General features: G+C 67.7%; 26 protein-coding genes and 2 pseudogenes. 11 read left to right on the forward strand and 17 right to left on the reverse strand.

Translation table 11 applies throughout. The annotated features are described in order from the left end of the window. The 3 genes and pseudogenes from AQI88_RS38770 to AQI88_RS46915 all read left to right on the forward strand — a co-directional run. A partial coding sequence (locus AQI88_RS38770; RefSeq protein ID WP_067009572.1) for a helicase associated domain-containing protein occupies positions 1-986 on the forward strand: 986 nt, incomplete at its 5' end. A 105-nt stretch (positions 987-1,091) separates the two neighbouring features. Further along, positions 1,092-1,415 carry a PadR family transcriptional regulator gene (locus AQI88_RS38775; RefSeq protein ID WP_079058098.1) on the forward strand — a complete coding sequence of 108 codons (324 nt, stop codon included), beginning with the start codon at positions 1,092-1,094 and terminating at the stop codon, positions 1,413-1,415. A gap of 7 nt (positions 1,416-1,422) precedes the next feature. Further along, positions 1,423-1,602, forward strand: a pseudogene (locus tag AQI88_RS46915) (SPOR domain-containing protein); the annotation flags it as partial. Positions 1,603-2,093: 491 nt separating this feature from the next. Here AQI88_RS46915 and AQI88_RS46305 read toward each other — a convergent pair. After that, on the reverse strand, positions 2,094-2,621 hold the full coding sequence (locus tag AQI88_RS46305) for a single stranded DNA-binding domain-containing protein (protein WP_159050506.1): 528 nt from the start codon (positions 2,619-2,621) through the stop codon (positions 2,094-2,096). 356 nt (positions 2,622-2,977) lie between these two features. Between AQI88_RS46305 and AQI88_RS38785 the strand changes: the two genes are divergently transcribed. Beyond that, positions 2,978-3,178, forward strand: a complete 201-nt coding sequence (locus tag AQI88_RS38785; protein ID WP_067009580.1) for a hypothetical protein — start codon at positions 2,978-2,980, stop codon at positions 3,176-3,178. Positions 3,179-3,234: 56 nt separating this feature from the next. On the opposite strand, the gene AQI88_RS38790 is transcribed toward AQI88_RS38785, so the two are convergent. The 10 genes and pseudogenes from AQI88_RS38790 to AQI88_RS38825 form a co-directional block, all read right to left on the reverse strand. Further along, positions 3,235-4,068 (reverse strand): hypothetical protein, encoded by an 834-nt coding sequence (locus tag AQI88_RS38790; RefSeq protein WP_067009582.1) that lies wholly within the window; start codon positions 4,066-4,068, stop codon positions 3,235-3,237. Positions 4,069-4,246: 178 nt separating this feature from the next. Further along, on the reverse strand, positions 4,247-5,083 hold the full coding sequence (locus tag AQI88_RS38795; protein ID WP_079058091.1) for an IS5 family transposase: 837 nt from the start codon (positions 5,081-5,083) through the stop codon (positions 4,247-4,249). A gap of 61 nt (positions 5,084-5,144) precedes the next feature. Then, on the reverse strand, positions 5,145-5,918 hold the full coding sequence (locus AQI88_RS38800; protein WP_079058092.1) for a 3'-5' exonuclease: 774 nt from the start codon (positions 5,916-5,918) through the stop codon (positions 5,145-5,147). After that, entirely contained in the window at positions 5,905-6,471 is a 567-nt protein-coding gene (locus AQI88_RS38805; protein WP_159050507.1) for a hypothetical protein, read from the reverse strand. The genes AQI88_RS38800 and AQI88_RS38805 overlap by 14 nt, the downstream gene beginning before the upstream one ends. Continuing rightward, positions 6,471-7,298: a hypothetical protein gene (locus AQI88_RS38810; RefSeq protein WP_067009588.1), complete on the reverse strand. Its 828-nt coding sequence runs from the start codon at positions 7,296-7,298 to the stop codon at positions 6,471-6,473. The genes AQI88_RS38805 and AQI88_RS38810 overlap by 1 nt, the downstream gene beginning before the upstream one ends. Next, positions 7,295-8,134, reverse strand: coding sequence for a hypothetical protein (locus AQI88_RS38815; RefSeq protein WP_067009591.1), 840 nt, complete (start codon positions 8,132-8,134; stop codon positions 7,295-7,297). The genes AQI88_RS38810 and AQI88_RS38815 overlap by 4 nt, the downstream gene beginning before the upstream one ends. 212 nt (positions 8,135-8,346) lie before the next feature. After that, positions 8,347-9,828 (reverse strand): Tn3 family transposase, encoded by a 1,482-nt coding sequence (locus tag AQI88_RS47220; RefSeq protein WP_208616026.1) that lies wholly within the window; start codon positions 9,826-9,828, stop codon positions 8,347-8,349. 110 nt (positions 9,829-9,938) lie between these two features. Next, the gene (locus AQI88_RS47225; protein WP_208616028.1) at positions 9,939-11,222 is read right to left on the reverse strand and encodes a DUF4158 domain-containing protein; all 1,284 of its coding nucleotides are present in this window, start codon (positions 11,220-11,222) and stop codon (positions 9,939-9,941) included. A gap of 13 nt (positions 11,223-11,235) precedes the next feature. Further along, a pseudogene (locus tag AQI88_RS49215) lies at positions 11,236-11,373 on the reverse strand (hypothetical protein); the annotation flags it as partial. 305 nt (positions 11,374-11,678) lie between these two features. Continuing rightward, positions 11,679-12,449, reverse strand: coding sequence for a hypothetical protein (locus AQI88_RS38825; RefSeq protein WP_067009594.1), 771 nt, complete (start codon positions 12,447-12,449; stop codon positions 11,679-11,681). 347 nt (positions 12,450-12,796) lie between these two features. Between AQI88_RS38825 and AQI88_RS38830 the strand changes: the two genes are divergently transcribed. The 4 genes from AQI88_RS38830 (at position 12,797) to AQI88_RS38845 (ending at position 17,083) form a co-directional block, all read left to right on the forward strand. Further along, a complete protein-coding gene (locus AQI88_RS38830) occupies positions 12,797-13,933 on the forward strand; it encodes a pentapeptide repeat-containing protein (protein ID WP_067009597.1) in 1,137 nt (378 codons plus the stop codon). 179 nt (positions 13,934-14,112) lie between these two features. Then, positions 14,113-15,021: a recombinase family protein gene (locus tag AQI88_RS38835; protein ID WP_067009600.1), complete on the forward strand. Its 909-nt coding sequence runs from the start codon at positions 14,113-14,115 to the stop codon at positions 15,019-15,021. Continuing rightward, complete coding sequence (locus tag AQI88_RS38840) at positions 15,018-15,632, forward strand: hypothetical protein (protein ID WP_067009603.1); 615 nt, start codon at positions 15,018-15,020, stop codon at positions 15,630-15,632. The genes AQI88_RS38835 and AQI88_RS38840 overlap by 4 nt, the downstream gene beginning before the upstream one ends. A gap of 440 nt (positions 15,633-16,072) precedes the next feature. Then, on the forward strand, positions 16,073-17,083 hold the full coding sequence (locus AQI88_RS38845) for a pentapeptide repeat-containing protein (RefSeq protein WP_067009606.1): 1,011 nt from the start codon (positions 16,073-16,075) through the stop codon (positions 17,081-17,083). Positions 17,084-17,364: 281 nt separating this feature from the next. Here the strand turns inward: AQI88_RS38845 and AQI88_RS38850 are convergent, their stop codons facing one another. The 5 genes from AQI88_RS38850 to AQI88_RS46920 all read right to left on the reverse strand — a co-directional run bounded on the left by AQI88_RS38850 (position 17,365) and on the right by AQI88_RS46920 (position 20,540). Continuing rightward, on the reverse strand, positions 17,365-18,399 hold the full coding sequence (locus tag AQI88_RS38850) for a hypothetical protein (RefSeq protein WP_208616029.1): 1,035 nt from the start codon (positions 18,397-18,399) through the stop codon (positions 17,365-17,367). 237 nt (positions 18,400-18,636) lie between these two features. Beyond that, positions 18,637-18,960 (reverse strand): helix-turn-helix domain-containing protein, encoded by a 324-nt coding sequence (locus AQI88_RS38855; RefSeq protein WP_067009609.1) that lies wholly within the window; start codon positions 18,958-18,960, stop codon positions 18,637-18,639. After that, positions 18,957-20,033: a tyrosine-type recombinase/integrase gene (locus tag AQI88_RS38860; RefSeq protein WP_067009612.1), complete on the reverse strand. Its 1,077-nt coding sequence runs from the start codon at positions 20,031-20,033 to the stop codon at positions 18,957-18,959. The genes AQI88_RS38855 and AQI88_RS38860 overlap by 4 nt, the downstream gene beginning before the upstream one ends. Positions 20,034-20,215: 182 nt before the next feature. Beyond that, on the reverse strand, positions 20,216-20,377 hold the full coding sequence (locus tag AQI88_RS46310) for a cupin domain-containing protein (protein ID WP_159050508.1): 162 nt from the start codon (positions 20,375-20,377) through the stop codon (positions 20,216-20,218). Positions 20,378-20,396: 19 nt separating this feature from the next. Beyond that, entirely contained in the window at positions 20,397-20,540 is a 144-nt protein-coding gene (locus AQI88_RS46920) for a hypothetical protein (protein ID WP_167357511.1), read from the reverse strand. A 196-nt stretch (positions 20,541-20,736) separates the two neighbouring features. Between AQI88_RS46920 and AQI88_RS38865 the strand changes: the two genes are divergently transcribed. Beyond that, on the forward strand, positions 20,737-22,035 hold the full coding sequence (locus AQI88_RS38865) for an NsdA family TPR-like regulatory protein (protein WP_244184545.1): 1,299 nt from the start codon (positions 20,737-20,739) through the stop codon (positions 22,033-22,035). Here the strand turns inward: AQI88_RS38865 and AQI88_RS38870 are convergent. Further along, positions 22,012-22,521 carry a hypothetical protein gene (locus AQI88_RS38870; RefSeq protein ID WP_067009617.1) on the reverse strand — a complete coding sequence of 170 codons (510 nt, stop codon included), beginning with the start codon at positions 22,519-22,521 and terminating at the stop codon, positions 22,012-22,014. The genes AQI88_RS38865 and AQI88_RS38870 overlap by 24 nt on opposite strands. A gap of 275 nt (positions 22,522-22,796) precedes the next feature. Here AQI88_RS38870 and AQI88_RS38875 point away from each other — a divergent pair, with 275 nt between their 5' ends. Beyond that, complete coding sequence (locus AQI88_RS38875) at positions 22,797-23,471, forward strand: hypothetical protein (protein WP_067009621.1); 675 nt, start codon at positions 22,797-22,799, stop codon at positions 23,469-23,471. Beyond that, a complete protein-coding gene (locus AQI88_RS38880; protein ID WP_067009624.1) occupies positions 23,471-23,812 on the forward strand; it encodes a hypothetical protein in 342 nt (113 codons plus the stop codon). Before AQI88_RS38875 ends, AQI88_RS38880 begins: the two co-directional genes overlap by 1 nt. The last annotated feature ends 5 nt before the right edge of the window (positions 23,813-23,817 follow it).

The following is a 23,817-nucleotide window of genomic DNA, read 5'->3' on the forward strand; positions in this document are numbered from 1 at the left end:
TGCGGGTCCTCGACCCGGAGCACGAGCACTGGCGGCGCGGCATCGAGGCCGCCGTCATCTACGCCCGCGAAGTGGGCGACCTCAAGGTGCCGTTCACGTACCGGGTGCCGACGGGTGAGGAGGCTCAGGCTGAGGGGTGGCCGGCCTCGCTCGCCAACTTCCCGCTGGGGCAGTGGATCGCCGACAACGGGAGGTTCTACGCCCGCGGGACGCTGGCCGAAGAGCGTGTCGAGCAGCTGGAGCGCCTCGGCATGGTGTGGTCGCACTACGACGTCGCGTGGGAGGAGGGCCTCGCCGCGGCGCGCGGGTGGGCTGAGGAAAACGGGCACCTGTTGGCGCCGCTGGACGCCACCTTCCGGGGTGCGAAGGTGGGGATCTTTCTGAAGAACGCGCGGGCCGCCGCACGGAAGGCCGCCGAGATCGAGCAACGGCGTGCCGAGGGCCTGCCGGCGGGATCGTCGGCGGGGGCGCTGTCGGAGGATCGGCGGGAGCAGCTGGAGGAGATCGACCCCTCGTGGTGCCCGGCCTGGCCGGTGGAGTGGCAGCGTGCCTTCCATCTCGTCCGGTTGCACCTGGAGGCTGGCGGCGAGCTGCCGATGGAGTCGGGCGAGGTCGTGCACCAGGGCGAGGACCTTGGCCGGTGGGTGAAGTTGGTGCGGTTCGGCTGGGACAAGCTGACGACCGTGCAGCAGTGGATGTGTGAGCACATCCTCGGGATCGAGCCCGCGGCCGAAGACGAGAAGCCCCGGCCGCGCCGTACGCAGGCCGACAAGTGGGCGATGAACTACGCGGCCGCCCGGCAGTTCTTCGAGCGCGAGGGGCATCTGCGGGTGCCGAGGAAGCACGTCGAACGAGTCGTCGGCGAGGACCAGGAGGAGCGAGAGCTCCGGCTCGGGTCGTGGATCGGGAACCAGCGGAGCAGGGCCGCGACGCTGTCCCCGGAGCGGGTGGAGCAGCTGTCCGCGATCGGGATGCGGTGGGCGTAGGCGGCGACAGTTCGGGGCGCGGCATCTGCCTGAGGCAGATGCCGCGTTCTGCTGTTGTGCAGGTGGCTCCCATACTAGAGTTCTGGCATGGCAAAGACGCCGCGCATGACGCTCCAGACTCAACTGGTGCTGCGGACCCTGCTGGAGAGCCCTCTCGAGGCCCGTTACGGTCTGGAGCTGTCCCAAGCAGCAGGCCTTCCCACCGGCACCATCCATCCCATCCTCGCCCGCCTGGAGAACGCAGGCTGGCTTGAGTCCTTCTGGGAAGACCAGGGCGAGATCGAGAAGACCGATCCGCCCCGGCCCCGCCGCCGCTACTACCGCTTCACCCCAAGTGGTGCCGAGTCCGCCCGCGTCGCTCTCGCTGCCGCCTACCAGGGGGGCGCTACCTCTGCACGCCTCCGCCCTGCTGATGGCCTGGGGAGTTGAGGCGGAGATGCACGGCGCCAGCAACGAGGCCAGCGGAGCAGTCCTCCCCTGGTTAGTGATCCGCCAGGACGACAACGGCCACCGGTACCGGGTCGGCCGGTACGCCACCCGGGACGAAGCCCAGAAGGTCAGCGACAGCCTCGACACCCGCGGCCATCGGCAGCTCTACTGGGTGGAGGGCCTGTCGGGTCGAGGTAACACAGGTGCCAGCGCCGATAGTCCTGACTCTGGGCGGGACATCGTGCGGGGCCACGCCTCGGGCATCCGCCGGTCGCTCGGGCAGATACCGCCCTTGGCTGAGGAATCTACCGAAAGTGCCAGAGAAGAGCCCACTCACGGCGCAGAGGAGCACACGCGCCGGCGCCTGCAGCGGGCACGGCTTCTTTTCGAAGCCCTCGCTCACATCCTGCCTACGGACGCCCGCGACCGCTGGTGCGAAGAGTGGATGGCCGAGTGGGCCGACCTTGGTGAACGGCCTCTGCGCACGCGGGTGGCCTGGCTACTGCGGGTCACCCTGCGCAGCGGACCGTCCTGCGCCTGGACCCTTCGCTTCGCGACGCGCCCGCAGCGTGTCCAATGAGGTCCCAGGCAGCAGGAGCCGCCGCAGAAACCCCGTCACTTCCCCGCCAGCGAAACACGGCTAATCACCTGCTGTTGGCGGACCACACAAGCACGCGCCTAGAAAGGCGGTTCGTCGGAGTAGCCGCCATTGGCTGGAGCTGTCGGGGCCGGTTTGGGCGTCGTGGCCCATGGATCATCTTGTGGGGGTTGCGTACGAGTACCGCCCCAACCCGAGTTGGATCGCGCGGGTGGGACGGGGGCCGGGGCGTTCTCCGGTTCGACGCCGTCGATGTCGTCGTTCAACAACTGGCGCAGGCGCTCCCTGCAGGTGGTCGGATCGTCGTCGTTCCAGTTGTCCGATTCCGGCCAGCGTCTGCGGTCAGGGTCCTGCCCACCGATCTCGCACAGGGCGCGCAGGACCGCGTCGACTCTCTCCCACGTGCTGATCGTCTGCCCCTTGAGGAGCCGGCGGATGGTTTCCCGGCTTACAGGAAGCGGATCCTGCATAGAGCTGGTCGTCGCCGCGATGCGGGCGGGTGTTGGACGCCCTGCTTCCTTGAAGTGGATGAACAGCTCGGCTACAAAGTCACGTCTGGTCCCATCAGGCAGGTCGGCTTTGCTGGGCATCCGCAGCATCTGAGGCATCCGCCAACTCTGGCACGCTTCAACTCAGTTCGACACGTGATTCCTCATGAATGCTCGGCATGACACCCCAGGTGAGCCCGGGATTGCGCATGTTGATGTCACAAAGACCTGCAAGGACCTGAGTAGAACCCGCATTGGCGTCTCGTTGACACAGATGGACTTCTTTCGACAATCCACTGTTTCCGCTGGTCAGAGCGGGTTTCGAGGTGCTTTCGTTGGTTCTCGTTCACCCCGCGAGACGTCGAAAATCTCAATGGGTGGACAACGGCACGGCTGTCGCCGGAAACGGCGACGGCCCCCTGGTGGGCAGGGAGCCGTCTGCAGAAGACCGAACATCCCCGACGAAGGAGAAGCTCATGTCCAAGCCCGAGCGTACGGGCAACAGCCCGGACCCGGAACCCCTCCCAAGGCCCGATGGCGGGTCATCGAGGACCCGGTGGGCCAAGTACGCCCGGCGGCTCCGCAACGAGGCCGGCCTGCATCTGATCCGAGGGGCCGCAACCGCGGTCGGCGGCGCCGTCGTCGCGTACGGCAGCCTCTGGATCCAGTCGCGCTGACAGCCGACAGAGGGACCAGAGCGTGGCCGACGGCAGCCTCTGCGGTCGTCGGTCCGCTACGGGCGATCCTCGAGCCGGGCGAGCAGGCCGGCGGCGGTGGCGACAGCCGCGATGGCGTCGGTGCGGGTCCAGGTGAAGTTCTCGGTGGTGCCCGCGTCGTCGTGCGGTGCGCCGCTGAACAGGGCATAGGCGCTCTGGATGAGTATCGCCCAGCGCTCCTCCTGGTCCCGCTCCCCGGCCTTCTTCTGCACCGCCTGGTCGTGGAGCTTCTTGGTGTTGCAGGCCTCACGTACGGGATCGAGGGCCGCACGGGCGAGGGCGACGGCGTGCTCGTAGCGCTGATCGCGGATTGCGGTCTTTGCCTCGCGGATGCGGCGTGCGGCGGTGGCTCGGGCCTCCACGGTGGTGACCGGGATGAGGACGTCGACGAACGCGCCGGCATCGAGCTGGGTGAGGGCGTTACTCCACGTCGCATGCGGGACGCGGATGATCTCCTGATCGTCAGCGACGGGCCAGTGCTTCGTCTCTGTCAGGGCGGTCAAGGAAAGTTCGGCGCGCAGGGCCAGGTCGTTGCCTGCCCGCGTCCTTTCCAGTCCGCGCAGTTGCTGGTCGGTCACGCTCGTCTCGAGCGTGAGGTTTGCGGCGAAGGACTTCAGCCCGACCGGCCGCGGCGTGTGGAGGACGCCGATCCAGCTCGCGGGGCCTGGCGTCTCGTGCGCCCAGAGGGTGCCGGAGACAAGGAACGGCGCGTCCACGGTGTAGTTGCCGCGGGCGGTCACCTCGAAGGTCAGAGCGAGCCGGTGTGTGTCCCAGCCCGGGATGAAGTTGACGTTGTGCTGTGCCCGGATGTTGACGCTGTAGTCGTTCGAGCCGAATGAGAAGTTGGCCATCGTTCCTCGCCTGATCGAACCCTTGCCTGATGGTTGCAGGCCAACCGTCGTCATGGCAGTGGTTTTCGCGGGGCTCACGGCGGTGCTTTTCTCGGCCGGCTTCGCAGATCGGCTGGCCGCCTGTCACCTGACCTGCTCGAGTGTGGTTAGAGGGCGTCTGAAAAGCCTGTCGGCGGGCCTATCTTGCGAGGCGACGTACCAGGAGCATGGCCATAGCGAGGTAGATGGCATTCTCCGAACAGACGAGCAGGTACTCGTAGTCCTTCGACAGGCGGCGGCAGCGTCCCAGCCAAGCGAACGTTCGCTCCACCACCCAACGGCGCGGGACCACCGCGAACTGGGGCACTGCTGGCGGCGGTGCCCCCACCCGGGCCCAGGTCGAGCGGAAACCACCGTCGCGGCGCCGCACGACCTCCACGGTGATACCTGTGGCCTCCAGGGCCCAGGCGTGGAAGTCGGCGCCGCGGTAGCCCTGGTCCGCCCACACGTGCCGCAGGCGCGGGAAGGTGTCGGCAGCCCGGGCGAACAGCACCACGGCGCCATCGCGGTCACCCACACTGGCCGGGCTCACGCAGGTGACCAGGACGGTGCCGCGGGTGTCGACGAGCAGGTGGCGCTTGACGCCGCTGATCTTCTTGCCACCGTCGTAGCCGTGCAGGCCACCGCGCTCACTGGCCCGGACACTCTGACTGTCCACGATGGCGGCACTGGGAGTGGGATCCCGGCCCAGCTGCACCCGCTCGCGTTCGCGTAGCGCCGTCAGCATCCGCTCCCACACGCCGTCCTTCTGCCAGCGCCGCCAGTAGTGGTAAACCGTCTGCCACGGCGGTAAGTCATGCGGCAAGAGTCTCCAGGCACAACCGGCTCGCAGCCAGTACGCCAGCGCGTTGAGGATCTCTCGCCGAGCGTGCTTCGCCGGCCGTCCACCAGGCTTGACCGCCGGAACCAGCGGACAGAGGATCTCCCACTCCGGATCAGACAGATCCGTCGAGTAACGGGTACGCAGCCCGCACACCCCAGCCCCCGAAAGTGCGTCACCGCCCCGCTACCAGGCGACTTGCCCGCCGACAGGCTTTTCAGACGCCCTCTAGTAGAAGTCGGCAGTTGGTGACGGCCTCGTAGCTGCTGCCCAGGGGTTGATAGCGGTAGGAATGGTGGTGGGCTGACCACAGGCCCTTCCATGCGGCGTACGGCCGCATCGCGTCCATCCACGTGCACCGCCTCAGCCAGTCCCGGGCTCGCGCTGTACTGCGGAAGTACCGGTGTAGCTCGCGCTCTAGGACGGCGCGGTCGAAGGCCGCGTTGTAGGTGAGGCAGCGGCGGCGGTTCAGGAGCTGAGCAAGGCGCGGAACGAACACGGCGAAGGGCGGTGCGGTCGCAGCTTGCTGCGGCGTAATGCCGTGCAGCGCTGTTGCTGCGGGGGCGATGTCGGCGAGCGGGTTGAGGTGTTCGTTGAAGAGCACGTTGCCGTGGCGGTCTGTCAGGCCGATCTGAACGGCCCATGGATCGGTGAGCGTGGTGGTCTGCACGTCGAGTACGACCATGCGGGGATCAGTGAGGATGCCGCGGGCCCACTGTCGGACGCGTTCGTGGTGTGCCCGCCATGAGGCGGGCCGGCGCATCGCGCGGATGGCGTCGTCGAGGCGGAAGTGTTGCTCTCGGAGAGACTGCACGTGCCAGTGGCGGCCCGTGTCGAACTGGGCGTGGACGGTGTCGAGGTAGCGGGTGTCCTCGTAGACCGCCCAGGTCGGCCGTTCGGTGTCGCCGGGCCGTACGAAGTGGACGGCTCTGGTGTCGACGGTGCGTGTGAAGAGATGGCCCAGTTGGGGTGGGAGGTCAGGCGACGGCATGGTCAGGGGCCTCGGAGGTGAAGGGGGTGAGGGGGAGGCCGTGCGCCATCCAGTTGTGGAAGGCTTCCGCGGTATAGAGGACACCGCTGCCCGAAAGGCGGCCGGGCTGTTTCGGATGGCATCGGTTGATCCGCAAGACCAAGTGCAGGCCGTCGGCCTGCTCGGATTCTCCGAGGTCGAGGTGGACCGGTCGGCGGCAGGCGTCGAGGGTCTCGCGGGGCCTGCTCCAGGCGAAGTTGACGTGCGGTCGTCCGGGGACCAAGCCGAGGCGGAGGCGGCCACTGCGGTGGGCGTCGCAGGCGTAGAAGAGCCAGACCATCGTGCCGTAGACCCGCTCACGGAATTCGATGTTGAGGCGAGACAGGGGCCCGTACCGCAACTCCACGATGTGGCCGCACGGAGTCAGGACGTCGCCTTCCAGCTCACCCCGCGGCACGAACTGCTGGTTGCTGCTCAGTCTCCTGCGCCAGCCCTGGTTCCAGGGCCCCTCACCGCGTACGCGGGAGGGGCCGAGGTCTGCCCCGCACTTGGGACATCTGGTGAGCGTAGGCACTAGACCGCCTTGAGCTGGGTGTCCAGCCAGGTCACCGTGTCCTTGGTGAGACCGAGGTCCTCCGGCGCCCGGCCGGCGGCGCGCAGCACGCCGGCGATGCTCGTCTCGGTGCGGTGTGTGTTGATCAGATCCTCCAGAACGGGGTCAGCTGCCTCAGCCCGGTCGAGGAAGTCCAGCTCGTCGTGTTGGACGCGGATCTGTCGGGCCACATCTGACTGGATGTCGTACAGGCGCCGATGCTCGGTCTGAGCCTTCTTGCGGCGCGCAGGGATGCTGGCCCTGAAATCGGACCAGTGGACGATGAAGAGAGTCCCCTGGTGGCCGATGCCGGTGTTCTGGTCGTCCTGTGCGATGCGGCCGCCACCGCAGCCTCCAGTCACCGTCACGCTGGGCCCCGTCTTTCCTGCAGTCCCAGCCCCAGGTTCGGGGTCACTGGTCCCCTTCGTGTCCTGAACGTCTGTGCCGGGTACCTTCTGTCCCGGCGTGCCGTCCGGGGTACCGGTCGTGCCCGCGCTGCCGTCGCTGGTGTCCGGGCCCGTCTCGATGACCGCGGAACGGGCCTGGTCGTACTTCAGGTACTGCTGCTCAAGGTACTTGGCAGCGGGGGCATTGGCGACGATCATCTGTTCGGCCACGCGGAACGCATGGGTGACGCCGTTACGAAGGTTCATGGAGATGAGCTCGCACATGATCTTGCGGAACTCGTATGAGCTGTCACCGGCCTTCGCGTTGGCCTCGTCGCAGATGCCGGCCAGCCAGTGAGCGGTGTCGGGTGGGTAGCGGTCGAAGAAGAACGGCGCGTTGTCGTCGGGGGCGTCGTTGTTCATGCGGTCGTGCTCTCTACGAGGCGCAGGCCGCCGGGCTTGCGCGCGTTGGTGATGGTGGCAGCCCACTGGGCTACGTCGTCGGCGAGATAGGTGACGAGCTTGAGTAGGTCGTCGTCGGCGTTGGCGGCGACCTTGTCGGCCGGGTACCAGTCGGAGACGAAGGCCGTGAAGCGGCCGACGGCCCGGGCGAAGTCCTGCCGCCACTCGGCCAGCAGCAGTTCGTCGCTGGGCCGGTTACCTCCGAGAACTTGGACGAGTTCGCGGAAGACGATCTCCCCCGGCTCGGCGTCCGATGCCTCAGCACCTGGGTCGTGCAGGGCGGCTTCCTGCGCGGCCGCCTGGATCAGGGCCGGGTCCTCACGGAGCACAGCGCGGGCAAGGGCGGGTCGCTGCACGAGGTAGGAGGCGGCGACGGTGCGGGTGGCGTCCTCATCAGCCTTCACCGCGCCGAGGATCGCCTCGCGGACTTCGGGCTGGTGGGCTTCGAACTGGTGGACTGCAGTGACGACCGCCCTGCGTTCGGACTGTGCACCGGGACGGCGGCTGGGCGGGATCACCTTGCGGACGGCCTTGAGATAGTCGGTCTCGGTGACTTCGAGGATGTCGTGCTGCTCGGCGAGTGTCATCAGGCCGAGCAGGACGCCGACCTTCTCCTCGAACTGCTCCTCGTCGAAGTCACCCGGGCCGCTACTGAGGGCGACCTGATACATGGTGGTGAACGAGACGTACACCGGGGAGTCCAGGACGGGCTGGCGCTGCTGCGGCTTCCATCGGTAGGCCAGCAGACGGCACTTGCGCAGCGTGTGGGGCGACAGCTTGAGTCGTGCGGTGAGCACATCGAGCTGCGCCTCCGTGGCGTAGCGGGAGCCGGGCTTCGCCGGCGGCCCGAACTTGGCCAGGAGCCAGTCCCCGACCGCGAAGCGCGTGGCTCGGAACTCCCGGCCCGTGGTCGACCCACGGGTGACGATTCGTTCGAGGCCCTGAACGCCACGCTGGCCCCCTGCTGGTCGGCGAGGAGGCCAGTGTGGCGCGGGGCACTGACATCGCATCAGGCCGCGGCGGGCTCCGGCTCGGGGTCCGCTTCCTGCGGGACAGGGTGGGCGAGCTGGAGGCGGCTGCCCATGTTCAGCCGCACCTCGCCGTAGGGCTGGATGTGCATCCAGAACAGCGGGGTCAGGGCCCGCTTGTCCTCGTCGGTAAGGACGTCGGCCCATTCGGGGTCGGCGAGCATGTCCTGGATCATCAGGGTGTTCACGAAGACGAGCGCCGTTTGCAGGAGATGGAGCGCGAGAACGGACAGTTCTTGCTGGTCACGGCGGTTGGAGGAGAGTTCGCCGCTCTTACCGAAGAAGATGATGTCGTTGGCGCCGTTCCAGCCCTCGACGACGTTGAGGCCCTCCTGGATCTCGCGCTGGAGGTCGCGGTCGCGCAGGTAGCGGGCGACGAAGATGGTCTTCTGGGCTTTGCCGACTTCCAGCATGGCCTGGTACACGGGGTGGGAGGCGGTGCGGGTGAAGCGCCGCAGGATGGCCTCGGTGGAGGCGGTGCCGACCCGGATCGCGGTGGCGTACTTGATGAGCTGGTCGTAGTTGTTCTCGATGACGTCCCAGCGGATCGGGCGGGTCATCGCGTCGGCAAGGTTGTCGTAGGTGTCCTCGTCCTCGCGGCCGGGCCGGTAGAGCTTGACCTTGTTGATCTGCTTGATGCGGGGCAGCAGGTCGTAGCCCAGGAGCCTCGTCAGCCCGAAGCCGATTTCCGACTGGCCGTGCGAGTCGACGTAGTTGCCCTCGGCCTTCATGGCGGTGGCGTGCCGCATCATCCCCTCGATCGCGGCGGCGACCTCGGAGGCGGTGCAGTTGAGAAGCTGGCTGTGAATGGCCATCGACCCTTTCTCGATGTGCCAGTACACGAGGACTCCGCGGCCCCCGTAGCGGGAGTGCCACTCGGTGAAGATGTTGCGGTCCCAGGCTTTGAAGTGCGTGGAGTCGGAGGCGACGGTGGTGGTGCCCTGGCCCCAGACGGTTTCCTGGCGGGCGGCGAAGGTGGCATTGGCGATCTCGACGCCGGCGGCCTTGAGGCCGACGGCGGTCAGGTAGCGGCGGGCGGTGTAGCGCAGTTCCTCCTCGCTGTGCCCGTGCTCGCCGGCCGCGACCGAGCTGATCCCCGAGTTCGTGCCGTACGCGTACGCGATCAGGAGCAGGCGTTCGAGGAGTTTCACCTCGTCGATGGCTTCGCGGGTGCCGACCGGGGCCAGGGCCTTGAGCATCCCGGTGCGCAGGGCGGCTTCTTTCAGGATGTCGATGAGGGCGATGGTGCCCCACTTCTTGCGGATCGCCTTCTTGAGGCGGCGCAGGTTCTTCGGCTCTTTCTGCGGCTCGGGCTCGGTGAGCTTGATCGCACCGTTGCGGTGCTTGCCGCTGATCGTCACCCACGGCAGCTTCGGCAGTTTCGTGTCCAGGGCGCCGAGTGCCTCGCGCATCTCGCGCTGGAGCTGGGCGGTGAACACCTTCGCCTCGCGCGGCTTGTTCAACTTCTCGTAGTACTCCGCGCGGCGGGTCTCGAAGTCGTCGGGGGAGATCGTCGTCGGGGTTGCGCCACTTGTCGGCGCCGACTACCCAGATCTCCTTGCAGCGCAGCCGGTCACGCAGGGTCTGGAAGACGCACGCCTCGTACACGGTGCGCATGACGCGCTGGGTCCCCTTGTCGGAGGTGTGGAGGGCGAACTCCATCCAGTCCTTGCGGACCACGCCTTGCAGCGGGACGGTCTCGCCGAGCGGCAGGTAGGTGGTGGAGGAGTCCTTGCCGCTCGATGAGGGCCAGGGCCTCGATGACGGGCTTGTGCCGGTCGTTGGAGGAGCGGAAGTCGAGTACCTCCAGCAGTTTCATCAGCCCGGCGCGGTAGTGGTTGCTGTAGGAGGACTTGAACACCTCCCGCTTGGAGCGGGCGAAGGCGGCGTTGGTCGCCTTCATCTCGGCGACCAGGTCCTTGAGCGTCTTCTCCCCGCCGGCCGCCGGATAGACCACCTCGCGCACCGATCCCTCGGGGGCGCCGAGCGAGGCCGCAGCGATCCGCCCGAGCAGCCCCGCCTTGCCCCTCACCTTGGTGAACTCGGCGACGAACGCCTCGGTCACCTTCTTCTCCGCCCGCGCGTTGATGCGGTGCACGGTGGAGTTCAGCAGCTCCACCAGGGTGTCGGTGATCTCCCGCTGCCGCTGGAACAGCAGGGCGGCGAGCAGAACGTGCCGCACCTCGGGGGCGAAGCGGCGCAGGTGGCTGGGCGAGGAGGCCGATGCTCTGGCCCGCCAGGCGTTGATGACCTGTACGCCGATCCCGGTGAACACCTTCTCCGGGATGCCGACGGCACGGACCTGCTTGAGCTTGGATATCTCGTCCAGCAGCGAGTTGAGGCTGACGTTGCCCGGATGGGCCTTGATGTCCGCGAGCACCGATTCCACGTCGTCTTCGTCGTCCTGCGCGGTCGCGTCATCCTGGGCGGGGCCGTCGCCTGTCAGGTCGGTGAAGACCAGCGCGTCCAGGCGGCGGGTGCAGCCTTCCGCCCGCGCCAGGCGCGCGGCGGCCTCGGCGACGGCGCGTTCGTCGGCCTGGTGCAGTGCGGAGCGGATGATCGTGTCGACCTGGACCGCGGTCGGCGGCTCGATTAGGTCCGCGCGCATCTGCCGCAGCAGCTCGGCCCGCACCTGTTCCTCGCGGCGTTCGTCGTGCCAGATCACGTCCACCAGGTGCGAGACGAGCTTGACCAGGTCGGTCTTGGTGCACTCGTGCCAGCCGGTCAGATCCCGCAGCTCGCTGCGGTGCCGCTTGGCCGCGCGGGAGGTGAAGTCGTAGAAGGCCAGCTCGGACGCGGCGACGCCGGCCTGCTTGGCGACGTGCTCGACCGCGTCGGGCGGCAGCTCCAGGCGCATCCGGGGGAAACCGGCCGCGCCAGGTCAAGAACTTGAGCTGAACGGCGAAGCCCAGCCTCGTGGCGCCGGTCTTGTTCCGTAACCAGGCCGCCTCGTCGCCGGACAGGGTGAAGTGGTCCACCACCCCGTCCAGACCCAGATCCCGCCCCACTGCTCAGCCCCTTCCGCACGCCCCTGCGATCACCCGTCGGGCCGGACGGTAGAGCCGCCGTCGTACGGCGGGCGCGGAAATCCGAGAACCAGCCCGGTGCGGTGGTCGGACCTGATAGCACGCCGCCGTGCTGCGGACCATCCGCTACCTGGATGCCGCGCGGTCTCCGCGCTGAGGGCGATGCCCGCCTCCCAGCACGAGCACGACGTGCTGGACGAGGACGTGGCCCGGCTCTCCCCGCTGGAGCACGCGAACCTGCCGATATCCCGCTCTAACTTCGCCGACTCTCGGAGGCGAGAAGTAACTCACTCTCCGCGGATCGCACCCACACCCTCCATAACCTGCCCGATACCCAAAGTCGCCGACGAGAGTGCTCCCCATGACCGCGTCTCCGGTGAGACCTCGAAGGGGATCAGCCCGGCACCCAGCCCAATGTCAGCAATCGAGATGGCACTGCCAGCGACAACCTTGCCAAGTCCCGTCCACCATTTACGCTTCCGTTTCTGGAGCGGCGGTTCTTCCTCGTCAGATCGAGCCGCTGCACGGTGTTCCTGGCGGGCCTGGTCGAGACGTTCCTGCAGATCTCGGAGTTGTTGACTGACAGAGACCTCGTTGAGGTAAGCAGGCCGCTTTTGGCTAAAGATCTTGAGAGCGCAGATCAAGGCTGGCAAGTGTGCACCAACCCGTGGAAAACCGAGCGTAGAGAGCATGTCCGCCTCGATACTTGGCAGGTGGTCGGCGCGGAGGCCCGAAGCAAGGTCAGTGAAGTATTCGTCCATGACCTCCATCAGCCCAGCGTCCTCAGCCAAGCGGTTCTGGAAGCGGACACCATGGCTGGCGTGCTCGATGATTTCCGTCAGCGCATCGAGCGTGAACGTCTCGTAGATGTCCTCGTCCCGCGGCATGGCGTCGTGGATATAGTTCAACGCCTGGTGAGCCTCACGCAACTGGTCGAGCGTCCAGCCAATCTCATCCTCGAAGTGATGCCGGAGTCTGCGCCGAGTTATCGGAAGGCGTCGTTCAAGGTATTCCTCGGCGAGGTACCGGAGGAAGGCATCAAACTCGTCGTTCGTCACCCAGCATCCCTTCTCGGCTCGCCGCCTCCAGTTCGCCGGGGAGGTTGTCGGCTGAGAGTCATCGCCAACGGATCGTCCTTCAGAAGCACCTCATGGTGCACACGAACCGACTTCGGAGCCCGGCAGGGACACACCGTGAGACCACGTTTATCTCGGACTCGGATCGCCTGTAGGCCATGTGGGAAATCGAGGCATTCCGCTACTTGCCTCATGACTATCCGAGGGTCGTGAGGCAAGTCGGCCACGACCGTTTGGGCTGGCCGGGGCTGGCCTCCGCTATACGCCGCCAGCCTGATGGCCTGGCAGGTCATCCCCGTGATCTGAACGGCCTGGTCTACGGTGGCACCATGACGATGCTGACCTGCATTGTGGACAGCGTCGGGCTCGTCCTCACGGCAGGCCTGCCCCCTCAGCCTCCCGGCCAGGGAACGCCATCGACCAGCCCCTGGTGGGCACCCCTGGTCGGCGGTCTTGGAGGCGCGCTGATTGGTGGTGCGATCGCGGCGCTGGCGGCCTGGTTCTCTGCCAGACAACTTCGCCAGAGCGCCCAGGAAGAATTGGGACATGAGCGCGTTCGGCTGCTGAATGAGCGATTCGCGACGGCCGCCGGGTTGCTCGGGCACGAGGAGCCCGCCTGTCAACTGGCTGGCATCCACGCAATGGCCGGACTGGCCGACGACTGGATTGAACGCCGACAGACCTGTATCGACGTGCTGAGCGCTTTCCTTCGCATGCCCTACACGACTGAAGCAACCACTTCACCGCCGACGGCGGAGCACTTGACGTGGCAGGCCAACCGCGAGGTCCGCCACACGGTGATCCGCGCCATCCGTGATCATCTGCAGGATGGGCTTAGCGGGTCCGGAACCTCGTGGGAGGGCTACGACTTCGACTTCACTGGTGCGGTCTTCGACGGCGGCAGCTTCTCCGGTGCCCGCTTCTCTGGCGGCACGGTGAGTTTCTCAGGTGCCACGTTCTCCGGCGGCACAGTGGACCTCTCCGCCACGTTCTCTGGTAGTGAGGTGGACTTCACCGGGGCCCGGTTCACCGGCGGCGAGGTGGACTTTCGGGACGCCACCTTCTCCGGCGGCAAAGTGGACTTCCGGAACGCCGAGTTCAGCGACGGCGAGGTGGATTTCGGCGCCACGTTCTCCGGCGGCACAGTGAACTTCTCCGCCACGTTCTCTGGTAGTGAGGTAGACTTCACCGGGGCCCGGTTCGCTGGCAGCACGGTTTACTTCTCGGGTGCCACGTTTTCCGGCGGCAAGGTGGACTTCTCCGCCACGTTCTCCGGCGGCGCGGTGGAGTTCTCGGAGGCTCGGTTCACTGGCAGCAGGGTGGACTTTTGCCTTGCACAGTTCAGTGGCGGCACGGTCGATCTACGACGACCCCGGGCATGGTGGCCGAGGCCTCCGGAGTTTGATGATGTTGTAGGTGAGTCCCCGCCGGTAGGCCTGCGCCTGCCGCACAGGGGGGGAGCGTAACGAGCCGGATGAACCGGTATGACTGCGCGACAGCCTCACGGTTCGCGTTCGCAGAAATGAGTAGTTCTGAGAGATCAGGGACCCCCATCGGACCGCGCCCGATTTGCCCGCGATCTCCGTTCTCATAACTTCTCGCAAAACAGCTTTCGCACAATGCGCCTCACGGTAGGTTCTGCGACATGCCTCAGCTCGCCGAACCGGCAGTCGCTGTCGAACAGTTCGACTGCCCCACTTGTGAAGTGCCCGCCGGAAGCACCTGCCGCACGCGCGGTGGAAAGGTCGCCCCGAAGTACCACACCCCGCGCTTCATGCTGGTGCCCCAGCTCCGCGCCGAGCTGGAGGTGAAGACCCCCGCTGACCGTGGCCCCGGCCACGTGAGGGAGGTGGGCTCGGCCGTCGACGCCGTCGCGCCGGAGGCCACCACGAAGCCCACGAGGGTGGGTTACGCCCGTTGCAGTACCGCCCAGCAGGAGCTCCAGAGCCAGCTCGACGCCCTGGTGGAAGCCGGGTGTGACCCGGTCTTCTCGGAGAAGATCAGCACCCGCATCAAGGTGCGGCCGGAATTCGTCAAGGCGATGGACTTCGCCCGCACCATCAAGAAGGCCGTCCCTCACCAGCGGGTGATCTTCACGGTGCACGAGATGAAGCGGCTGGGACGCGGCGCCGCCGAGCTCCTGGCCATCGCCGAGGACCTGCGCCACCATGACATCCAGCTCGAACTCCTCACCGGCCCCCTCCAAGGGGTCTACGACCCGTCCGGGCACGGCGCCGCCCTGTTCGCGTTCTTCGCCGGCATGGCGGAATCCGAGCGCGAGTACATCCGGGAGAAGTCCCTTGAAGGCCAGGCGTCCGCCCGCGAGCGCGGCCGTCACGGCGGGCGGCCCAAGGTCATCGACGACGACATGGCCAACTATGCCCGCAGCCTGCGCGCCAACGGCGTGCCCGTACCGCAGATCGCCCAGAAGCTCGTCATCACCGCCGGCAAGAACAAGGGCCAGCGCCCCTCGGTCGCCACGGTCTACCGCATCCTTGCTGAGGACGAACAGCCAGTGAATGCCCCGGAGAATCAGACGGGATCACGGTCATGACCATTGAGGGCGTCGCGGCTGTCGCGACCGTCGCCATCACAGCGGTGGGCCTTCCGGCCGTCTACTGGCAGGCCCGCGCCGCAGGCCGGGCGGCCCGCAGCCCTGTTGCCGCAGCCGGAGTCACCGCCCGCGCCCAGCACGCTCAGGATCGCCGGACCGCTCAGCGTGCCGCCTTCCTCGAACTGCTCGCCGCCGTGAGGACCCTCCGCGACGCCGACGCCCGGGCCCGTGACGCTGCCCTGTTCTGCCACCTGGTCAGGAATCGCGACAACGAGAGCGGCGCCCGCCGTACTGAGGCCGAGGAGGAGCGTTCCCAGGCCATCGACGCGGTCGCGGAAGCGTACGACGCTCTGCACAAGGCGGCAGCCTTGGTCACGCTCGAAGGCCCTGACGAACTGCTCGGCTTCCTTGACTCCCTGACCAGGATCGGCCGATCGCTCATCTACGTCTGCCAGATCGTGCCGCCGGATGCCGTGAACGAACGAGTACTGGTGGCAGAGGGCGAAGCGGTGCCTCCGGCCCGGGTTCGGGAGATGTACGACGAGGCCGAGCGCGCGTTCGTCACCGCCGCTCGCCGATATCTCAACGGCGATCCACCCGGCCTTGCCTGACGATCGGCCAGGTGCGCAAACCGGCCCGATGGCCTTCGATCTGAAAGCTACTGGCGAGTTACTTGTCACCTGGTTCGGCGTTCGTTAACGGCACGACGGCCGTGGGTTCAGCGTGACTGAGGGACTTTCACCGGGAACCCACGGCGTTTTCAGCAGGCGGGCTCGAAATTGCCGTGGGTTCGGCGCCGCTGAATCGGCAGCATACTCATTCACCTGCGGCCGGCCGTATGAAAGGTCGTGCGTTACGTACGGAATTTCTGTGCTCGACTTCGGCAATCGGGTGCAATGACGCTGTGGTGACAGGAGCTTCTGGGAAGGGCAGATCGCAACGGCTCCGCCGCATTGCCGCACGACTGCGACGTCGAGACCGTGTCGCCCCTCGGCGGCGACGTGCGGAGGCCGACAGCGAGCCGACCCCACGCTGGACGCGTCGTCTCGAGGTGCTCGGCACCGTCGTGGGGGGCACAGTGACGGCGCTCGCCGCCATCGCTGCCCTGGTCGTCAGCGTGTGGATCAATCGTAACGAAACGGAGACGACCAAAGGAGGACAGATCACCGACCGCTATACGGCGGCCGTCGATAACCTCGGCAACCCCTCGGCAGACGTCCGACTGGGTGGTATCTACGCCCTTCAGCGCATCATGAAGGACTCCCCGCGCGATCAGACATCCGTCGTGGACGTCCTCTCCGCGTACATCCGCACTCACTCGCGGCTGGCCGGAAAGGGGAGTGCCGGTTATTCCGGCCGCCCCGAAGCCGACGTGCAGGCCGCCTTCGAGGTCCTGGCGCGGCGCAATCCAGAGCAAGACGGCAGTTCAGAGGTTGACCTGCGTGAAGCCCACCTGCCCCACATCGCCGTGCGCAGCGCCAGCCGCAAGGGAACCATCGAGGAGGATCTGACCGGAGTGGACCGGGCCCGCCTGCCGAACTCCAACTTGAGCGGCGCGGACCTCAGCCGTGCCAACCTCCCCGGCTCGGATTTTCATTGCGCCTATCTAGTCGGGGCGGTCCTCGACCGCGCGGCCCTGGCGGGCGCCGACCTGCGTTGGGACTGGCTGGACCAGGCCGATCTCGGCCATGCCCATTTGGAGCACGCCCGGTTGGGAGAGGCGAGCCTAGTGGATGCTTCGCTCGCGAAGGCCTCGTTGCTCGGCGCGGACATGCACGATGCGGACTTGCGCGGTGTAGACCTCAGTGGCGCCGTCCTTACGAATGCGGACCTGCGGGGGGCGGATCTGCGCACGGCCCTCCAGCGGGCCGTCAACGGTAAGCCCTCCGGTTGGACTTCCCGTAAGACCACCCAGGTGACGGCTGCTCAGCTGACCGCCGTGAGGCTGGATTCCCGGACGGCCCTACCACCGGAGATCGCCGACGATCCGCGCATCAAGGCCAGGATCGCCGACTCAGAGCCAGGGCCCGGTCTCAGCCAGGGCTGCGGCGGAAGCGGCTGAGTCAGACCGGAACATAGCAACGGGCGGGGATCCTGATAGGAGGTCATTTCGCCGAGGTGCGCTCGCAGCCGCCCACGGCCTGGTCCTGGAACAGCCAAACTTGCCCCGGCCTGCGAAGTCGGCGGAGTAGTTCCGCGGTTTGGGGCTGGTGACACGTTCGTTAATGGCACGTCGGCCGTGAGTTCAGCGTGACTGAGGGACTTTCACCGGGAACCCACGGGGTCTTCTGCTGGCGGGCTCGAAAGCGCGGTGGGTTCGTCGCCGCTGTATCGGCAGGATACTCATTCACTCTCGGCGGCCTGCTCGATCTGGTCGTCGAGCAGGTCCTGGGCGATGGTCGCGTAGCGGCTCGCGGTGGTGTGGGACAGGTTGAAGACCAGGGCGAGGTGCAGCGGGTCGGCGCCGACGGTCAGTGCCTCGTGCAGTACCCGGTCGCCGCGGATGCGTTCGAGGTAGACGCCCTGGTGCAGGAGGTGCCGCTTGAGGTATTCGGCGCTGACGGGCCCGGTCCCCAGGGCGGTCTTCGCGTTGATGAGGACGTGCCGGTTGGGGGTCTTCGGCCAGACGGTGCGGCGTTGGTTGAGCCAGGCCAGCAGGGTCTGGTGGGGTAGTTCGCCGAGTCGTTGTGTGTGTCCGGCGATGGAGATGCGGCGGTTGGGCAGGTCGAGGTTGTCCAGGGTGAGGTGTCGGATGGCCGTGGCGCGGGCGGCGTGGACGGCGGCCAGGGCGACGATCAGTCGTTGTGCCGGGGTGACGGCGATCTGTTCGACGGCGAGCACTTCGGCGTCGGTCATGGGCAGCAGGTTGCGCTCGATCTCTTCGGTCTTGAGCCGGGTGGTGGGATTGGCGAAGATCAGGCCGCGCTTCTTGGCGAAGCGGAACAACGAGCGCAGCGCGGCGATGGCGTTGCGCCGCTGCCATCCGCGCAACGGGGCCAGGACGGTGGTGACGTCGGCGACGGTTATCTCCCGTAGGTGCCCGCGGGTGGCCGCCCAGTTCTCCAGCAGGGGTCTGACGCACCCGAAGTAGACGTATAGGCAGGTGTGTGACCGGGGCCTGGCGCGACTGTCACCGTCGAGCAGGACCAGCAGCCAGGCACGGACGTCGCTGGCGAAGCCGACGGGCAGTTCGCTGGTGCGGTGGTCGACCCAGGAGCGGATCGCCAAGGCGCTGTCGTCGTCCAGAAGGTCCAGATCGGCGAGTACCTCGGCGACCCGGCAGCTGGAAGCGTGCCGCGGTATTCGAGTACGGACGTCGGTGACCCTCACGGGCTCGCCGGGCAGGCGGTCCTCCAGTACGGTCGTCAGGCCGTCCATCGCGCACCGGACGAGTGATAGTGACCAGCCGTTGGTCTCGCCGAGTTGCTGGGCGTGGGCCCGCGGCCGACCGGAGCGCGGGATTATTCGAGGTCAGGGCCGGATGCTGCCAGCGGGGCGGGGGCGGGACGCCGGACTTGCGCCGATAGTAGGAGGCCAGGCCCCGACGCTTGTTGTCGCAGTAAGCCCGGTCTCGCCGCGATCCCTCGGGCAGCGGCTGGCCGCAGTGCATGCAGTTCATCTGGGTGGCAGGGACCTTCCCGTGCGAGGACGCGGGGTGACGGCGCGGGGCTGGCCCACGGCGACGGTCTGCTCATCGGTCGCTGGCGTCGAATCCGGCACCCTCTCCGGCTCGGGCAGCAGGAGCTCTTCGACGCCGCAGCCGAGCACCACACAGATGACGTCCAACTCGTCGAGCTTGACGGTGTTCGGCTGGCCGGACCACAGGCCCGACATCTTCCCCGCGCTGATCACCACACCGCGTTTGGCGAGCATCCGCTGGAGTTCGCTGGCCTTCCAGATGCCGCGGTTGGCGGCTGCCAGACGAAGGTTCCACTTCATCGGGCCAGTCCTTTCCATCGGTCGGTGGCGCGCTGTTGTCCGGCGACCCAGGCGTCTTCGACGTGGGTGCCGTGGACGTGGATGTACCGGGCCGTGGTGCCTGTCCAGGTATGTCCGAGTAGCTCCTGGACGGCAAACAGGGTCATGCCGGCGAGGTAGAGCTGGGAAGCGCAGAAGTGCCGCAGCACGTGCGGGGTGAGTTTCCCGGCCCAGGTCGGGAGGTGCTGGGTGGCAGCGCCGGCCAGCGCCCTGCGGTAGACGTCGGCGGTCGCCCGAGCGCAGGAGCCGTCCTGGTTCTTGCGCTCGGAGGGGAACAGCGGGGCACCAGGTCGGGTGTGGTCGGCGTCGAAGTGTCCCCAGACGTCCTCGATGAACCACCGCAGGTTGCGGTCGGCGCCATTGATCAGTGGCACCAGCCGCGGCTTCGGTCCCCGTCGCCGGGAGCCCTTGCCATGGCGGACGTTGAGCTTGCCGAACCGGCCCAGCTCCCACCGGACGTCGTCCAGGTCGAGCATCCGCGCCTCGTTGATCCGCAGCCCCACATCGGCTGCCAGCCGGGCAACCGCGTAGTTGCGAGCGGCCGGGCCGAACTTGCGGCAGGAAATGAGTTCCTCGCGCCATCCGGCGAACAGCTCCTCGATCTCCGCCTCGCTGGGCGGGATGCGCAGCTGCGGTTCCACCGAGGCCCGCGGCCGGTTCATCTCGTCCAGCGGGCACTCGACCACACGGCCGGTGAGGTTGTGCAGTTCGACCTTGTGTCGCAGCTCAAGGAACTGAAAGAACACCGCCAGCGCCCCTGCCCGGCCGGTCCGGGTCGAGGGCTTGGCGTCGCGGAGCACTTTGCCGAAGTAGACGTCGGCGTCAGGCGGCTGCATCTCCCACAGCGGGCGGCCGAACCAGTCCCGAATCAGGTCCAGGTGGTTGGTGTCGTTGCGGATGGTGCTGTCGACCAGCCCGGCCGACGCTCGTGCGAGTACGAACCCCGCCAGTACATCGGTCTCGAACTGGGCGAGTTCCTCCTCGCTCGCCGGGGCCCGGTACTCGCGCAGGTCGCGTACGACGGCCAGAGCCAACCCACGCCTCCTCGACTTCACCCAGACTGAAGGAATCCCATCAGCAATGAGGCTTGCGTACTCGGGGCGAGGTTGGGTCAGAACCGGCTCCGGTCACCCGGACGAGGTAACAAGTCCTGGTACAGGCACTCTCAAGAACGCCGGTCGGTCGTGGACGAGGCCGGGAACTCGGCGACTATTGCTCACCCCGGTTCCAGCCGGTGGGAGGCGAGGATCTGGTTGAGGTCGTCCCAGGTCATGATTCCGGCGACATCGAGGGCGCCGGGTACGTGGCGGTGTTCGCGGTGCAGTGCCTGGGCGAGGAAGTCCTCGCCCAGGCACGCCGCGATGGACATGGGTGTCATCGCGTAGGGCTCCCGATCGTCAGTCGTTGCCGTCGCTCTTGCCGGTGCCGCCGCCGTCCGAGGGGATGGCGTTGCGGCCCCGGGCGGCGACGATCAGCCGACGGGAGCGGACCAGGCCGCCCGTCGACGGCACGGCGGGCGGGGGCGTGGCGGGACTCTGCATAAGGACCCTCCTCCTGATCGGGCGGCCGGGCCCTGGATAGCCGCGGCCGCGAACACCGCCAGTACAGCCGCGAACAACACGGGCGATAACCCCGTGATGGGGCCCCCACGGTGGGTATGGTCGTTGGGCTGACGCACTGTCATTCCACGAAAGTTCTGGGGGACTTGTGGATGACTTACCGCCGTCACCCGCCCAAGTGCCGCGACGCCTGCTGGCCGACCCGGCGTTCGTCCGGGCCCTGCGTGAGCGGGACTTCACCACGGTGTTCGCGATGGCCCACGACGTGGGGATCTCCTTCAACCGGATCGCCGAAGCGTGCGCGTTGAAAGCCGAGCGGGTCAGCCAGATCGCCCGGGGCACCACAGCTGTCACCGCCCTCACGACTGTCGAGAGAATCGCCGGCGGACTGCGCATTCCCGGTGCCCTACTGGGGCTTGCTGCGCAACCCTGGGAGGACACCGCCGTTCTCAGCACGGAGTCCGACCATGGAGAAGATCCGATGAAGCGCCGCAACCTGCTGCGTGGCGCGCTGGCCGCCGGCCTCACCGCTCCGGCCCTCGCCGCGCTCACTGCCGCCCGGACCGACGTCGACCAGACCCTCTCCCCCAACGTTCCCCAGGACCTGGCCGACCTCGAGGCCGCCGCCGAGAGCTACGGGTACGGCTACCACGGACAAGCGCCCACCCGCGTGCTGGCCGACCTGGTCACCGACTTCACGACCCTACGTCCGCTCCTCACCGTCCCGCAGCCCGCACCGGTCCGGGCGCGGCTGTGCCGGACTGCTGGGCAGATGGCCGGGATGACCACGATCGTCTTACACGACCTGGGCAGCCGGCGGGAGTCCCGCTCCTGGTTCGCCACCGCCGCCCGGGCCGCCGCCGAATCCGGCGACCCCCAGCTGCACGCGTGGGTCCTCGCCCGGGAGGCGATGGTGCCGCTCAACTACGGCGCTCCGAGGGCGGCAGCAGACCTCGCCGACCAAGCCCGGCAGGCGGCCGGCACCAGGCCGACCGCCGCCGCGGTGCTGGCGGCCGCCGTCGCCGCCCGCGCCTACGCCCTCAACCACCAGAGCGAGCAAGCCCGCGCCGTGCTCACCGCAGCCGACGCCCTCATGAATCGGCTCCCCGACTCCGAGCGGTCGGACACCTGGCTGACGTACTCCGAGCAGAAGCACAACGTGCACCTGAGCCACACGCTGACCACGCCCGGGGACCCCCGCCGCGCCCGGGAGAGTCAAGAGCGGGCGTTGGAGCTGTCCGCGCCGACCAGCACCATGACGCGCACCCTGCTGAACATCGACGCGGCGGCGTGCTCCCATCACGACGGCGACACCGAGCAGGCGTGCCGCCGTGCGGTCGACGCCCTGACGGCGCTGCCCGTCGACTATCGCACCGGCCTGGTCCGCCGCCGCGCCCTGGACTTGTTCGAGGCGATCCCCGCACAGCACCACCGCGAGCGCGCTGTACGGGAACTAAGCGACGTCGTAGCCGGCTGACCGCGACCGCTCCCACAGCGGGCGGGCACGCTCAGTCCCCTCGCAGTGGAAGCACGGGCCGCTCCCTGGTGTGCTGTGGGCACCGAGGGTACCGAGGGAGTCCCGCAGGAGCTGGGTGAGGCCTGCGATGTGGCCGGTGTGCAGCGGCAGTTCCTGCTGCTTGCCGACCATGACTTCCAGCGCGACGTCGGGTACGAGAGCGATGACGCCGATCCGACTGTCCCCGGCGAGGTCGCGCGTCACCGTATCGATCAGGTCGTGAAGGTGGCCCATCGTCTGTGTCCCGGAGAGTCCCACCCGCGCCGCGAGGACGAGGTCGTCCGGCTCCGTGATCGACAGCAGCGCCGACGGCCGCTCGAACGGCACGCTGTGGCCGACCGGCTCGGGGTGGGCTGCGTGGAGACGGGCCATCGCGTACCAGAGGTCTCCCGGGTAGCCATAGTTTGCCGGCGTCGCTTCCTTCTTCTGCTGCTCGCTGAGGCTCATGGCCGCCTTCCGGTTGATGACGTCGGAACACCTGAGTACGCCGTGGCCAGGGCGCAGTACGTGCCTTGGCCCTCGTCATCCCGCCGCCCGGCGCGACGACTTCGGGAGCCGTCCCGCCGGGCGGCCCCGTGACGGTGGCTGAGCGCGTAGCCCCGGCAGCCCCGAAGCGGCTGGTCTGTGGGACATTGCAGGCCAATTTCTGTGGGGGCGCGCACCCGCTGGCTGTGGAGTCGGTACAACGGGAGGTTCTGGCCGATCTACGGGAAGAGGGGCCGATGACCGACCACGAACAGCAGCGGCGGCGTAACGAGTATCTCCAGGAGTGCGCGCAGGTCCGTGGGGTGTGGGACCAGAGGATCGCCCATCGCCGCGGCATCCTGCCGGGTGCCACGCTCGATCCGGTGGTGAGCAACATCGGCTGGTGCGGGCAGGTTCAGCTCGTGCCCGGGGCCAACCACTACGGTGAGGTGGAGAAGGCCGCAGACGACATCGCCTACGCCTACGAACTGCCGCCCGGGTCCGTCGTCGTGGACCCCGGCAACCGTGGGACGGCGGACACGTCCTTTCTGTGGGCCTACCGCAGCCCCTCCCATGCCCGGCATCACAATCTGCGCCCGTGGGGCCTGCACGGCAACGACTACGCGGGCGAGTCGACGCCGCCGGGGCTGGTGACCCGGCTGGAGTGGGCTGAGCTGGAGGACTGGGCGTCGAAGTACGCCTTCGTCTGGAAGCAAATCCGGCGGCCCGACGGCCGCGTCGACATGGAGCAGTTCCTACGCCGTCTCACCAGGCTGGAGGCCGCCATTCTCGATGTCCTGCCCCGTACCCGGGCGGAGACCGTCCGACAGATCGTGGAGAAGGCCGGCCTGCCCTACGAGAGCCTGTCCGAGGACGTCGCCGAAGCGATAGGCCTGCAGCAAACCCGGCGTAGGGCGGGAGGCCAGGTCTGATGGCCACCGTGGACGTGTGGGTGGAGCTGTGGAGCGAGCCGCTCGGCACGCGGCTGGTGCGGGGCGACATCATCGAACAGGTGTGGTGGGACGTGAAGCAGCCCGCGTTCCTGACCTTGGCCCTGCGCAGCGGTCAGGAAGTCCGGCAGGACGCGCGGGCCGGGTTCCCGACCGGCGACCTTGAGGAAGACGAAGCCGCCGACCTCTGCACGACGCTAGTGGAGCACATCGCCCAAGCCGCCGCCGAGGACGGGCCCAGCATGGTGTGGATGGCCCGCCATGAGGACACCAAGGGCGTCTGCTGGAAGCACGGCCCGCTCATCGATCGCAGCGCCCGCTGACCATG

It is taken from the genome of Streptomyces cellostaticus, assembly GCF_001513965.1.
Classification (GTDB): Bacteria; Actinomycetota; Actinomycetes; order Streptomycetales; family Streptomycetaceae; genus Streptomyces; species Streptomyces cellostaticus.